The sequence below is a fragment of the Romboutsia faecis genome (genome assembly GCF_014323405.1).
Lineage (GTDB): Bacteria > Bacillota > Clostridia > Peptostreptococcales > Peptostreptococcaceae > Romboutsia_E > Romboutsia_E faecis.
This window is the reverse complement of sequence record NZ_JACRWE010000004.1, coordinates 247,903-263,042: the sequence shown is the minus strand read 5'-3', so window position 1 is coordinate 263,042 and position 15,140 is coordinate 247,903. Positions and strand designations below refer to the sequence as shown.

Genomic DNA, 15,140 nt, shown 5'->3' with positions numbered 1-15,140 from the left:
GTTATATATTTTTTGAAGTATCTCTATTATATAGATACTATTCTAAATACTATTCCGAAAGCTAACATTATTAAACTTATTGCAAATAACCATCCAAAACAGAATTTTATATGATCTTTTAACTCTACATCAGCAAGCCCTGTAGCTAAGAATGTAGCTGGTACTAATGGACTTATTAATAGGGCAACATTTTTTCCAAGTATCATAGTTAAAGCAACATTCATTGCTGTTATTCCATATGTTTGAGCAACTTCTATAACTAATGGCAGTAATCCATAGAAATATGCATCAGTTCCTAAGAACATACCTATTGGAAGAGCAACTACTCCCATTATTAAATGTATAAATGGTGCTAAGAAACTTGGTATTAAGCTTAATAATGTTTTAGCCATTGCATCTAACATTCCACTTTCTCCAAGTACACCTACAAATACACCTGATGCTAACATTGTTGCTGAAATTAATAATGCCGCTGGAGCATGAGCTTTTATACGAGATTCTTGATCTTTTTTATTTGGGTAGTTAACTATTATCGCTATAGATAATGCAGCCATAAATACGATGTATGCAGGCATTATATCTGCAACAAGTACGCCTATTACACATCCAGTTAATAAGATATTAAACCAAGAAAGCTTAGGTCTTTTAAGACTTAATTCATCTGCTGTCATAGTAGCTGCTAACTCAGCTGTTGCTAAATTATTTTCATTAGATAATTTACTAGAATCAAATCCTGCACCACGTTTCTTTTCGATGCTACCAAGTATTACAGCTAGTCCTACAGTTGTAAATACTCCTACGATTTGTATTGGTATTAATACTTTCCATAATTCATTGGCTTCAATTCCTAAAACTACAGCTGTTCTTGCTGTCGGACCTCCCCAAGGTAATAAGTTCATTACACCCATAGCAGCTGCCACTATTAGTAGTAATACTTGAGGTCTTATATTAAGCTTCTTATATAAAGGTAACATAGCTGGTATAGTAACTAAAACTGTTGTAGCAGTTGCACCATCTAAATGACCTATTATTCCTATTATTGCAGTTACAACCGTAATTGCAACTACACTATTTCCTGCTTTTTTAACCAATTTATCTATTAATATATCAAACATTCCTGCATCATTCATTATTCCAAAATAAGTTATTGAGAAAATAAATAAAACTGCATTTGAAGTTGTTTTTTCTAATCCTGCTGCTGCGAATTCCCCTATTTCTACAGGTGAAAATCCACCTAAAAGTCCTGCTAATATTGGTAAACTTATAAATAATACAATTGGACTTGACTTTCCTTTTAATAATAAGTAAATCATTGACAATAGCATTACATATCCTATGATTGATAACATATTTTCCTCCCCAAACTATGTATTTTCATATTTACTATAAATATTTTTAATTTTAAGATATCGTTTTCCTAATTAGAAAATTAATTATATAAAAATGTATAAATCTTAATTAGCCTTTTAAAATCTCATCTTAAATTCTTTTTTAATTTGAAAGATTTTAATATATACCCTATACACTATGACATAGGGTATATATTAGAAATTAAGTATACATATTGTTGGCTATTTTCTTTTGTTTCTATTATGATTTATTAAGCAACCAGCTTTAACTATAGACTTTTCATCTGAAGTCATGTTTGCTATATGTAGATTAAATGCTTTTACTTCTTTACCTATTATGTACGCTGGTATTTTATCCATATTTCCATCTAGCATATTTTTTATATTTGGAACATATATATAATCTCCAACTTCAAACTCAGGCATTTCATCTAGCAAGAATGGTATCATACCCCAGTTCATTAAGTTTGAACGATAACGCTTAGTTGCATATTCTCTAGCGATATTCGCTATACCCCCTAATACCCTTTGACAACTTGCAGCTTGCTCTCTTGCTGAGCCATCACCAGGTTTTACTGCATATACAACACTTCCTAAACCAGTTTCAAGTGGGTTTACTTCATTAGAGCCTTCTATTGTTCTTATTTTATTGAAAACTTCAAATAAATTAACATCGATAGTTGTAGGGTCTATACCTTCAACCCTAGCTTTTTCTAATTTATTAACTACTTTCGCTCTTGATACATATTCAGGATCTCTTCTTGATAATGTAAACTCTGCAAGACCTAATGGATTTGAACGATAAGAAGAAGTTTCTCCTGAAGGTATTAGTTCATCTGTTGTAGTTACTTCATCTGTTATTAGTGATGCAACTTGCATTAATATGTTGTCTGTTAATTCACTCATTTTAGGCCAATCTTTTATATTTGGTCCATATTTTAATTCATTTTCTTTAAATACTTTATATCCGTTATATACTCTATTGTCATATGAAGTACTATCGAATTTTATTTCTGGACAGTTGTATTCAACATCTAGTGATGTTGCAGGTGTTATGAATCCTCCATTAGCTGCTGTAGCTGCTATACTTCTAGCATCCATAAGTGCAACTGAAGATATTTGTCCATTTCCAGGCTTTGATCCCTCTCTATTTGGGAAGTTTCTTGTTGTATGCCTTATACTTAAAGCCCCATTTGCTGGTGTATCACCTGCACCAAAACACGGTCCACAGAAAGCAGTTCTTATAGTTGCACCAGCTGCCATAAATTCAGATATAGCTCCATTTTTAACTAATTCCATCATTACTGGTTGAGATGATGGATATACTGATAATGAGAATTCATCATTTCCACAGCTTTTGCCTTTTATAATAGATGCTGCATCCATTATGCTACTATAAGTACCTCCAGCACATCCAGCTATTATACCTTGTTCAACTTTTAATTTTCCATCAACAATTTTATCTGTTAATTTAAATTCTATATTGGGGTTATCTATTATTTTAGCTCCCTCTACTTCTATTTCGCGTAAAATTTCTTCTAAGTTTTCATTTAGTGTTTCTATTTCATAAACATTACTTGGATGGAATGGTAGAGCTATCATTGGCTTTACTTCACTTAAATCTACATAAACCATACCGTCATAATATGCTACTTTTGCAGGATTTAACTCTTTGTAATCATCTTCTCTTCTATGAGCAGTTAAGTATGACTTAGTATCTTCATCAGTTCTCCATATAGATGTTAAACACGTTGTTTCAGTTGTCATTACATCTATACCATTTCTATAATCTGTTGAAAGATTTGATACACCAGGTCCTACAAATTCCATTACTTTATTCTTAACGTATCCACATTTAAATACTTTCCCGATTATAGCAAGTGCTATATCTTGTGGTCCAACTCCAGGATTAGGTTTTCCTATCAAATAAATACCAACTACGTCTGGATAATCTACATCGTAAGTATCACATAGTAACTGTTTAACTAACTCTCCTCCACCTTCTCCAATTGCCATCGTTCCAAGAGCTCCATAACGAGTGTGGCTGTCTGAACCTAATATCATTTTTCCACATCCGGCCATCATTTCTCTCATGTATTGATGAATTACACCTATATGTGGTGGCACATATATTCCGCCATATTTTTTAGCTGCAGATAATCCAAACATATGGTCATCTTCGTTTATTGTTCCACCCACTGCACATAAAGTATTATGGCAGTTAGTTAATACATAAGGTATCGGAAACTTTTCCAGTCCACTCGCTTTTGCAGTTTGTATTATTCCTACATATGTAATATCATGCGATGCCATTGCATCAAATTTTATTTTAAGCTTATCCATATTATCTGAAGTATTATGAGCCTCTAATATTGAGTAAGCTATTGTTCCTTTTTTGGCATCTTCTTTAGTTGGTGCAAATTCTACCATAGAAGAAAGTTTTTCTGTCTCAGTATCAGGTACTATTTCTTTTCCATCTACTAGGTATACACCACTGTTATATAGTTTTACACTATCATATGTCTTTACCATATTCTGTACTCCTCCATATTCTGTAAACTAGTTCATTTGTTAATTCTTTGTCTATAATTGTATTTTATAATACCCTTAAATTATAAACAAATACTTAATCCCTAATAGCACCTATAGGAAATACCTATACCTTTAATACTGTTCTCATATCATATAGTGTGCTATCATATTTCTATAAAATTCACCAAACTTAAGGAGATGTTATGACACATAAAGAATTGTTATATGTAAAGACAATTGCCGAAGAAAAAAGTATTTCTAAAGCTGCTAAGAAACTTTATATCTCTCAACCGTCTTTAAGCCAGGCTATCCAACGTATAGAATCATCTTTAGGAACGGTACTATTTAAGCGTACTAGCTCTGGTTTATTGCTAACATTTGCAGGAGAAAAGTATTGTAAAATGGCAGGTCAAGTTTTAAAAATGTATGAAGACTTTAAACTAGAAGTTAGTGATATTAATGATATGAGAACAGGTAAGATAAATCTTGGAATAACTACTCACTTATCTGTATACGTATTACCTTTAGTAATTCCTAAGTTTAAAGAGATTTGTCCTTTTATTGATATTTATGTAATTGAAAAAAACTCAACTGAACTTGAAAAATCATTACTTTCAGGAGAAATAGATTTTGCTATTATGCATGAACCTAAATCAAAGAAAAATGTTGCTATTGATTATGAGTCATTAGTAAATGATCCTTTTTTATTAGCTATGAGCAAGGATCATCCTCTAGCTAAACATGGTAAAAAAGTTTCAAATCAAGAGTATCCATATATTGATCTAGAGTTATTCAGAAATTCAGATTTTGTAATGCTTAATAAAGAACAAAGAATTAGACATATTTCTGATAATATTCTTAGTTTGGCTAATATACATCCTAATATAGTATTAACAGTTAAGAACTTTGAAGCTGCTAAACGTCTTGCTTCTCAAGGATTAGGGATTACTTTTATTCCCCTACAATATTCAAAGCTTGCTTCTCAGGAATTTCCACCTACTTATTTTATGCTAGATAAAAAGTATGAGGCTAGTTGGATTATGTGTATAGCTACTTTAAAAAATTCTTTTCTATCTAAAGCTGATAATATATTTTTAGAGATTGTTCGCGATAAATTTAGTAGTGTATAATTAACTTGATTATCCAAATGCTATATTCTGAATTATGTCGATTATTTTCTTCTGTGTTTTTCATGCTTTACATCGATTATTATAAATAAGACTAAGAAATATTTAGATATATAGATAAAAATATTAATATATTAGTAATTAAAGTATATAAAAAACAGCTATACCTTAGATTATTCCAATAGTTCTAGCTGTTTTTATTGCTTGTTTATTACATAATTACTTTATATTAATATTATTCTTCTGTATTATCATCTTTATTTATATCTGAATCTAAATTTTCTTTTTTATTCTTCTTTCTTATCACAGCTAATATACCTACAACAACTGCTATAACTAGTACTATTGCTATTCCTATATTTATTATATTTGGAGCTTTCATAGTGGCACTTATACTACCCATATTTGATAAATTATAGTCCCAATTATAAACGTACTTGTCATTTTCTTCAGTTACACTTGTTGCGTTGCTCTCTTCTAGCTCTATAGGAGTCTTTATATGTATACCTATATTAGCTGAACCACCTATAAGTGCTAACATACTTTTTTCTTCAACAGATAATTCACCTAACATGGCCTCTTTTAAGTTTAAATTCACTTTATATGTATTTGTAAATAACCCTTTTTCTTCAGTTAAATTTACATATTCGTCATAATCAAAGTTACTATCTAAGCTATCAGTAGCATCTTCATTAAGTTCTGATAAATTTTCTTTTTTTGTTGTTAATTTATATCCGTATCTACCTTCTTCTTCTATTATCTCAACTTTTTCATACTCTTTTTCTAAGGCTGCTATTTCTTCCTGAGTTAGTTTGTTCATCATTTCATCTAGTGCAACCATTTCAATTATCATTCTTCCTGTTCCATCTTTATCTAAGTCTAACGTTATGTCTGCATCAATACATCCTACTAGCATTAACATAAATGTCATCATTATTGAAAGCATAATTCCTTTTTTCATTTTTATATTAGTCCTCCCCCAAATTTAAAGCCTAAAAGTAGCTTTGGTATAAGCATTTTGCTTATGTTTCCATACTTTACTATAATACATCATTTTATTTGTCGAATATTGTAATAACCTGTGTTTTACATTAATATTTTGTATTTTATAAAAAAAGTGACCATAGATAGATCACTTTAAAACAAAAATTTCTTATATTGTTGTTTCTCATTACTTAATATTTCAAAATTCTTATTAAGAATTTTAGAATCTAGTCCTATATTACGGACTTCTTTATTTATAAATCCATTTTATCTAGTTAGTTAAGATACTCTTCCATATACTTTTCTCAAAGTGTATATGGTGCGTTAGACTTATATATTACTTCAAGTGTTATCTGAGTTTTATCTGCAACCTTTATCTAAAAATATTCAAACTTTACTATACTTACAATCTTCCCACTGTATTCATATTCTCCCATAAGAAGTTTTAAAAATATCTTAACTGTGTGTATCATATTGAAAACTTAAATTATTTATATTAATTTTTGCCATAATTATAACTATCTCCTATTTTATAAGGAAACTTAGGCATGAAAAATTAATAATATAATTTTTCTTTATTTATATAGCATAGGTATATTTTTTCATCAGTTTCTATAGATAATGATTCATCGTTTATAATGATTTCATTTATACTTGCATCTTCAACCTCGCATACTGTATATTTTTCCGAATTTCCAAAGCTTAGATATGCCTTGTCTATTTTAGGTTCATATCTAAATTTTACATTTGCATTGATTATTTTGATATCTTTTGTGTCTGTTTTATGTTTTATTATGATATCTGTATATCCATTTTTGTTTATTATGTGCCTTATTTTATATGTTAATTTATTATTCATAATTTTACCTCTGTTCTTAATATTTATTTTATGTATTTAATATAACAAAGATAATTTTCTCTCTCAACTAGGCACTTTTTTGTAACTATTCTCCCTATTTTATTATAATATCTGCTATTATCTATTGATTTATGATTATATCCATAGGTTTTATAAAAAAATCAAATAAATTTATTCATATTATAAGCTACTTTATTTGGATATATATAAAAAGCACATCAACAAATAATCAATGTGCTTTTTATAGATTTTAATAACTGATATTATTAAATAAACTTTATATTCTTTTTGTTTTCATCATAACTGATTATAGTTCCATCATAACTTTTATTACTAACAACTGCTTTAGATATTTTATCAACTAAAATCATTATATATTCCTCTTTACGACAATATAAACATAATCCTTCACTTCTTAAAACATAAGAGATAGGATATACTTCAAATTTTTCACCATTTATTTCTAATTCTATAAAGGATTTATTATCTAGAGATTTATCAATCTCTTTGCATATTTCATTTCTTATATCAAACTTATTTTCATATAAATCTACTATAAATCGTTCTTTAAGATTATTTAAAATTTTGGAACATCTTTCATTATCTACAGATTTAAATTTATCAATTAAAAAAGATTTACTTATATTCTTACTTATACTTTCACCTATATATAATGTAAGTATGAGAGATTCATAATCACTATATCTAAGTACGTGCTTTGCTAATACATAATTTTTATCAATCTCTACACCTCCATTTACACCTCTATATGTGATTATAGGTATTCCTAATATTGATAATTTATCCAAATCTCTTTGTATAGTTTTCGTTGATACATTGAAAATCTTAGATAATTCTTTGATTGTAACTTTAGAATTACTTCTTAATAGATAAAATATAATATCTAATAATCTCATTAATACATCCTTATAAGATACTGACTATAATAAATTTATAGTTTTACTTGTTATTTTTTAACCACATTATAGCACTGTATGCATGCATAGCTGACCCCGTTGGTAATATGTCTTCATTAAATACTACCATTTCATTATGCATTGGTTTCCCAAATAAAGAATTTTCTTCTTTTGTTCCTGCTCCTAACATAACGTATACACTTGGTACTTCATATGAATAAGATGCGAAATCTTCTGAACCCATTCCTCCAGATTCAAATAATACAACTGATTGTTCTCCTACTAAATCTTTCATGTAATCAGTAACTTCATGAGCTAAATTATTATCATTTGTTAATGGTGGCACTGAAGATAACTCTATTAACTCAGCTTCTCCTCTAAACATTTTAGCAGTAGATGTAACTATATCATTCATTCTATTGAATATTAATTCTCCTACTTCTTTGTTTAGACTTCTTATAGTACCTTCCATAACAACTTCTCCTGGTATTATGTTTGGTGCATCTCCTCCTGAGAATTTACCTATTGTCACAACGGCAGATTGAGTAGCTGATATTTCTCTACTTATTATTTCTTGTAAAGATAAATATATATGAGCTGCTATATTTATTGGATCAACTCCAAGTTCAGGCATAGCTCCATGACAACTAACTCCTTTTACAACAATTCTAAATCTATTACATCCTGCTATACTAGTTCCAAGTCCACATAGTATTACATTTGAAGGTGTTCCAGAGTGTACATGCATTGCCATAGCTGCATCAACTTTTGGATTTTCAAGTACTCCTGCTTTTATCATTTTCTTAGCACCTGTAAATCCTTCTTCATCTGGTTGGAATACTAACTTAACAGTACCTTCTATTTGATCTTGGTTTTGTTTTAATAATTTTGCTGCTCCTAAAAGCATTGCTGTATGCATATCATGACCACATGAATGCATAGCCCCATTAGTTGATTTAAATTCACATGCAGTGGCTTCAGCCATTGGTAATGCATCCATATCTGCTCTTAGTAAAAAGGTTTTTCCTGGTTTATTGCCTTCAATTGTTGCAACTATACCACTTTCACATATTTCCTTAGGATCATATCCAAACTCTCTTAACTTGTCCATTACATAAGCTTTTGTTTTAGGTAATTCAGCTCCAACCTCTGGATTACTATGAATATGTCTTCTATAAGATATAATATCATCTTTTATTGACTTAGCTTGTTCCATAAAATTGTTCATAACTCTACCTCATTTTTTCTAGATTTAGTTTATTTTTTGCATATTTAATATATTAATTCATTTAATTTAATATATTAATTCATTTAATAATATTATTTTAAATTTTTTAACTTACAGTCTTATAATAATCCTACTTAAAATAATCACTATATTTCATAATTTTTATATTTCTCATCCATGTTCCTATAAGCTATATTTTAGATAATAATAAACAATATGGACATATATAGTCCACATTTCTTAATTTTTTATTTTTTCTTTGATTAAATTTTTTATTAAAAATTATTGACTTTTATATTTATTTGATAATATAATTTAGAGCGTAATCCTACAATCAACATATTTCACTTCAAAATTTTATATTTTAAAATTTCCATAATAAAAAAAACTTAACACATAACCAAAGGTCTATATTTTTCTTATTCCTATATGTTATAAAAATTAAACTCAAATAATCAGGAGAAGAAAATGAATTCAATCTTACTACAATTAGAACATATAGTCGCGTCAATCTCAGATTTTGTATGGCCAGTATTTTTACCTTTTATTTTATTGGTAGGGGCTTTTACATCTATGAGAACTTTATTCATAATAAAAAATCAAACTACTGAAAAAAGTAAGCTAGACATAAAAAATATAGTAGGACCAGCATCAATATCTTTAGGCGCTATGATTGGAATGGGTTCTATAATAGGTGTTCTTGGTGCTTTATCTAAGTATTCAGCATCTGGAGAAGTAAATGTAGAGTCTATAGCAATATGGGCTTTAATAGGTTCTTGTGTCATGGTTCCTGTATCATATGCTGAAACTTTAAATTCAAAAATAATGAATAAAACACCTAAAGAATATATAGGAGAATTAATATCACCTAAATTAGGATTTATATATGCAATTTGCTTTGTTGCCTTATCTGCATTTGGGTATAGTGGATTCCAATTTAGTGGTATAAACTCAGTAGCTGCAATAACTTCAAGCAATTTAGGTTTTGAACTTAGTCAAATACAAAGATATCTATTTATAGTACTGCCTTTAATAGGTATTATAGCTACTTTAGTTTTAGCTAAAAAACATGAAGTATTTATGAATGCTATGACTTATATGATTGGAACTGCTGTGTTAGCATATTTTACATTCTTTATAATATTTGTTATAAAGACATCTCATTACATTCCAACTTATGTTGGTAATATATTCGAAGGTATGCTAAATCCAGTCAATGGAGTATCTGGTATGATTTTAGGCTTTGTTTTAGGAATGCAAAAAATCATATTAGCTGCTGAAACTGGTCTAGGAGCTTTAGCTATGGCTGCCCAAGAAGCGGATACAAAACCAAGAGAAGCCGCTTTAATATCACTAATACCTACATTAGTAACAGTATTTGTAGCTATTATAATTACTTCTTATATGGCATCTTATGGTTTAAACGAAGCTCATACTATAAGCTTCGCTAATAGTAATGAAGTTCAAAGATTAAGTCAATTATTTGATACTGCTAGATATGTGACAGGAGGATTTGGTGCATTTGTATTAAGTATGTTTACAGTATTATCTGCTCTAACAACAATATTAGGAGCTTACTATTATATGAATAAATTATTTAAAAATAATAGTATAAATAAAAATATAGCTATCTATTTAACATTAATAACAATATCAGGGACTTTAGCAGTTTTTGGTGCTAACGTTGTATTTGAAGCTGTTGATTTATTATTATTCGTTCTTTGTGGACTAAATGTTACGGCTTTAGCTATATTCACAATAAAAAAATGGAACTCTTATAAATTTTATTCTATTCTTACTAGTCATAAAAAATCTGCTTAATTTTAAATTCATTATTAATCTTACATTTAGATTTCAAATTAAGCTATTTTAAATTATATTTTGGGAAATTTATTTATTTAAAGATGATAAGGATATTACTTATAGTCATATACTATTTGTAATATCCTTATCTATGTTAGTAATTATCTATTTTAGCATATTTTTTATATCATCAACTATTAAATCTTCTCTTAAATGATAACGTTTATATAACTCATTTATATCTATCTTATCTGTAAACTCCTTAGTTGCTCCATAGTTTAAAACTATCATGTTCTTATCACTATAGAATCTTGATATTTTTTCACCAAATCCTCCATCAAGTAATCCATCCTCTAAAGTTATTACAATTCTATGATTTCCTACTAATTCGTTTAGCATATCTTCATCTATTCCAGTTATAAATATTGGATTTATTAATGTCGCATCTATGTTTAATTCTTCTTTTAATTTAGCTTGTACTTTTTCTCCAAGTTGGAAGAATGCTCCAAGTCCTATTATTGCAACTTCACTACCTTTGCTTACCTTTTTATATTTATTTAAGTCTGAGAAGTCAGCTTCAACATTCTCACCAGTTGATGTAACTTCATTACTTGGTACTCTTACTACAACTGGATGTTGATTTTGTTCTAATCCCCAATCCATCATTGCAATATATTCTTCTTTATTAGTTGGAGCAAGGTATACTATATTAGGAATATTAGCTATTAAAGGTATATCAAATATTCCAAGGTGAGTTATATCCCCTCCACTTATTCCATTTCCATGAACAAGTATTAAAGCAGAATTATTATTTATTGCTAAATCTTGAGATAATTGATCATATGTTCTTTGAATAAATGAACTAAAGAATGATGCTACAGGCTTACCTCCTTGAGATGCTATACCTGATGCTAAAGCTATTGCATGTTCTTCAGCTATACCCACATCCATAAACTGATTTTTAAATTTATTTCTAAAGTTTTTAAATCCTACTGGAACCGGAGTACCCGCTGTTATTCCAACTATTCTATTATCTTTACTCGCTTTTTCACATAAGAAATCATCTGTTATTTGTGTATAATCTTCTCCTTCATAACTAAATAGAGGTTCTTTAGTTTCTAAATCAAATGGCATAATCCAATGAAATGCTTCTTTATTAACCTCAGCATCTTCATATCCTCTACCCTTTATAGTATGCATATGAATAACTACCGGCTTATCTGTGTCCTTAACTTTTGTAAATACATCTATTAAAGAATCTAAATCATGACCATCTTTGATATAGTGATATTCAAACCCAAATGATTTAAAGAAGTTATCTTCTGATTTCCCTTCAGTTTCACGAAGTTTAGCAAGATTTTGATATAATCCACCATAATTTTCTGCAATAGACATTTCATTATCATTTACAAGTACTATAAAATTATTTCCAGATGCTGAAGCATTGTTAAGACCTTCAAAAGCTTCTCCACCACTTAGTGATCCATCTCCTATTACAGCTATTATATTTTCCTTAGATCCTTTTATATCTCTTGCTTTCGCTAGACCACAGGCTAAACTTATTGAAGTTGAGGTATGACCAACTCTAAAGAAATCATGTTCACTTTCTAATTGTGAAGTATATCCTGTTATACTATTATATTGTTTTGGATCTATAAATCCATGTTTTCTTCCTGTTAATATTTTATGTGGGTATGACTGGTGAGAAACATCATATACTATTTTATCTACTGGTGAATTAAATACATAATGTAGAGCTATCGTAGCCTCAATCATTCCTAAATTAGGACCAAAATGTCCTCCAGTATGACTAACTTTATTTATTATTACTTCTCTTAATTCACCAGCAAGTTCATATAATTCACTTTTATTAAGTTTCTTTAAATCTCTAGGTGAATCAATTTTATTTAAAATATCTAATTTCATATTTATTCCTCCTTAGTGTCTAAACTTAATTTTGTTATAATCTTATTTCCTTATTTGATAGTGTATACCTTGGAGTTAAGTCTAAGGCAATACTTTTTTAAATTTTTTTATATTTTACTTTTTATTATTTAAATAATAAAAATCATAGCACTCTATTTTTACATATCTTCCTACTGTATGGATTAATCCAATTTACTCATAATATCTTAATTTATCTGATGTTATATCATATTTTTTACTAACTTCTTTAATTTTCACGACTTATCCCTACTTTAATATTTATTTTAACCCTTGAAATTAACTCTAATACAATACTTCTTTAAGCAATAATCATAACTGTTTTTATATTATTAGTGATATATAATATAATTAGACAATTATATTTATTGTTAAAAAGGGGGATTGTTTATATGAGCATATTCATATTATCATGTGGAGTATTTGAACCAGAATTAAATAAAATATTAATAGAGATTAAAGAAGAAAAAATATTTGATGAAGATATAGATGTTAAGTATCTTCCATTTGGATTACACTCAAACTTAGATAAATTAAAATCTGAAATAGTTACCAACTTAGATAAAGTTAAAGAAAGTAAAATCATATTATTATATGGAAACAAGTGCCATTATAAATTCTATGATTTTTTAAAAAATTATGATAATGTTATTACATTTGATGATGCTAATTGCATGGAATTAATAATTAAGGATAGTAAAAATAAAAAAAGTATTATAGATGATAAGAATCTATACATAACACCTGGATGGGTTCTTAAGTTTGATGAATTGAATAATTTTATAAATGCTGTTGATATGTATGATATTAGGCAGCAATATGGTCAATATGAAAACATTATAATTGGAGACACAAAAGTTTGTAATATTACTGATGATATGATTTTCAATTTATTTGAAAAAATTCAAGTTCCTATAGATGTTGAAGATGTTGATATCAATAATTTTAAAAATAAAATTATCAATGCTTTAAAAAAAGCTTTGTAAATTTTTAAAAATAAAGTTAATAGAATCTATTTTAATAAGGAGTGTAGATAAATTTGTTTTATATAAATTTATCTACACTCCTCTACAGCTCTTTTGTACATATATTCAATATTTATATATTTATGGTAATTATATTGGTATATATCCGGTAGTTCCATTTTAATTTTCTATAAACTACTTCTATCTAAATTGTAATAAGTACTCTAATTATATAGATAATCTTCTAGTACCTAATTTTAGTTCTTTAGATTTAACTAGATTTTATACATAAAGGTAACTACAATTAACTTGTCAATATTTTATAATAATGGGGGAATTTATATGCTTATTGAAAAAGAAAATCTTGTAAACGAAGCAAAGAAAAGTAAGAAGTTACCGAATTTTATTTGGGCTATAGTACTTGCAATAATATTTATGAATGGAGGTTCAATCATTGGTGCTATTGGTGTAATTCCTTTATATCAAATATTAAGTAATTTTAGTATTTTTCAAACCAATGTAAATTTACTATTTTTACTAATAACTTTAATATCCTTTGCTTTTATTTCTTTACTAGTATTTATCAGAGTAAAATTCATAGAAAAAAGAAATTTTTCTTCTATTGGATTTAGTAAAACTAATTGGTGTAAGAAGTATAGTTTTGGTTTTTTTATAGGTCTAGTTATGATGTGTGTGGTAGTTTTAATTTTATTTATCTTCGGATTTGTAAGTGTTGAAAGTAGCCCTAATCAACCAATCGGCATATCTGCATTAGGTGGAGTTTTAATAATTTTAATAGGATGGATTATTCAAGGCGGTACTGAAGAAATTGTAACTAGAGGATGGTTAATGAATATTCTAGGTGCTAGATATAATATTGGTATTGGGTTATTTATATCATCTACTTTGTTTGGGTTGTTACATTTAACTAATCCTAATGTAAGTTTTATTGCTATAATAAACATCATATTAGTTGGTCTTTTTTATGGACTTTATGTTATAAAAACTAATGATTTATGGGCCGTTTGTGGTATGCACAGTGCTTGGAACTTTGCTCAAGGTAACTTATTTGGATTTGAAGTTAGCGGTATTGATGTTCAAGTTTCAACTTTAATAGATTTAAATTTAACTGGAAATAACTTGATTTCTGGTGGTATTTTTGGTCCTGAAGCTGGCGTTGCGGCTACTGTTGTATTACTTTTTTCTATTGGTGTTTTAATCTATTTAGATAAAAAAGAATACTTTAATACAAGTGCTAATAATTTATAAATTTATTATTATTTTAATTTGAAAGCAGTGCTGATTAATCAGTACTGCTTTCATTAATTTCTATCTTATTTATATAAAGTATTTCTCTAATATATAAATAATTATACTACTCTATATTAAAACTTTCTTAGCACATAAATAGATGTTTTTAAATCTATATACT

At 28.0% G+C, this 15,140-nt stretch carries 11 protein-coding genes; 4 read left to right on the top strand and 7 right to left on the bottom strand.

Translation table 11 applies throughout. The features are described from left to right. Positions 1-26: 26 nt before the first annotated feature. Both H8923_RS10385 and H8923_RS10380 read right to left on the bottom strand, forming a co-directional pair. Positions 27-1,349: a CitMHS family transporter gene (locus H8923_RS10385; RefSeq protein ID WP_153924581.1), complete on the bottom strand. Its 1,323-nt coding sequence runs from the start codon at positions 1,347-1,349 to the stop codon at positions 27-29. Between the two features lie 222 nt (positions 1,350-1,571). Continuing rightward, a complete protein-coding gene (locus H8923_RS10380; protein ID WP_153924577.1) occupies positions 1,572-3,881 on the bottom strand; it encodes a hydratase in 2,310 nt (769 codons plus the stop codon). 203 nt (positions 3,882-4,084) lie between these two features. Between H8923_RS10380 and H8923_RS10375 the strand changes: the two genes are divergently transcribed. Continuing rightward, positions 4,085-5,011, top strand: a complete 927-nt coding sequence (locus H8923_RS10375; RefSeq protein ID WP_153924576.1) for a LysR family transcriptional regulator — start codon at positions 4,085-4,087, stop codon at positions 5,009-5,011. A 232-nt stretch (positions 5,012-5,243) separates the two neighbouring features. On the opposite strand, the gene H8923_RS10370 is transcribed toward H8923_RS10375, so the two are convergent. The 4 genes from H8923_RS10370 to H8923_RS10355 all read right to left on the bottom strand — a co-directional run bounded on the left by H8923_RS10370 (position 5,244) and on the right by H8923_RS10355 (position 8,996). Continuing rightward, positions 5,244-5,969 (bottom strand): LppM family (lipo)protein, encoded by a 726-nt coding sequence (locus H8923_RS10370; RefSeq protein WP_153924573.1) that lies wholly within the window; start codon positions 5,967-5,969, stop codon positions 5,244-5,246. Positions 5,970-6,548: 579 nt separating this feature from the next. After that, positions 6,549-6,851 carry a hypothetical protein gene (locus H8923_RS10365; RefSeq protein WP_153924570.1) on the bottom strand — a complete coding sequence of 101 codons (303 nt, stop codon included), beginning with the start codon at positions 6,849-6,851 and terminating at the stop codon, positions 6,549-6,551. A gap of 266 nt (positions 6,852-7,117) precedes the next feature. Continuing rightward, entirely contained in the window at positions 7,118-7,768 is a 651-nt protein-coding gene (locus tag H8923_RS10360) for a helix-turn-helix transcriptional regulator (protein ID WP_153924568.1), read from the bottom strand. A 43-nt stretch (positions 7,769-7,811) separates the two neighbouring features. After that, complete coding sequence (locus tag H8923_RS10355) at positions 7,812-8,996, bottom strand: M20 metallopeptidase family protein (RefSeq protein WP_153924565.1); 1,185 nt, start codon at positions 8,994-8,996, stop codon at positions 7,812-7,814. A 468-nt stretch (positions 8,997-9,464) separates the two neighbouring features. On the opposite strand from H8923_RS10355, the gene H8923_RS10350 reads away from it, so the two are divergent. Then, positions 9,465-10,817, top strand: a complete 1,353-nt coding sequence (locus tag H8923_RS10350; protein WP_153924563.1) for an alanine:cation symporter family protein — start codon at positions 9,465-9,467, stop codon at positions 10,815-10,817. Between the two features lie 147 nt (positions 10,818-10,964). On the opposite strand, the gene H8923_RS10345 is transcribed toward H8923_RS10350, so the two are convergent. Beyond that, complete coding sequence (locus H8923_RS10345; protein ID WP_153924559.1) at positions 10,965-12,725, bottom strand: 1-deoxy-D-xylulose-5-phosphate synthase; 1,761 nt, start codon at positions 12,723-12,725, stop codon at positions 10,965-10,967. 410 nt (positions 12,726-13,135) lie between these two features. On the opposite strand from H8923_RS10345, the gene H8923_RS10340 reads away from it, so the two are divergent. Beyond that, the gene (locus H8923_RS10340) at positions 13,136-13,729 is read left to right on the top strand and encodes a DUF1638 domain-containing protein (protein WP_153924557.1); all 594 of its coding nucleotides are present in this window, start codon (positions 13,136-13,138) and stop codon (positions 13,727-13,729) included. 321 nt (positions 13,730-14,050) lie between these two features. After that, entirely contained in the window at positions 14,051-14,977 is a 927-nt protein-coding gene (locus H8923_RS10335) for a CPBP family intramembrane glutamic endopeptidase (RefSeq protein WP_153924554.1), read from the top strand. Positions 14,978-15,140: the final 163 nt, after the last annotated feature.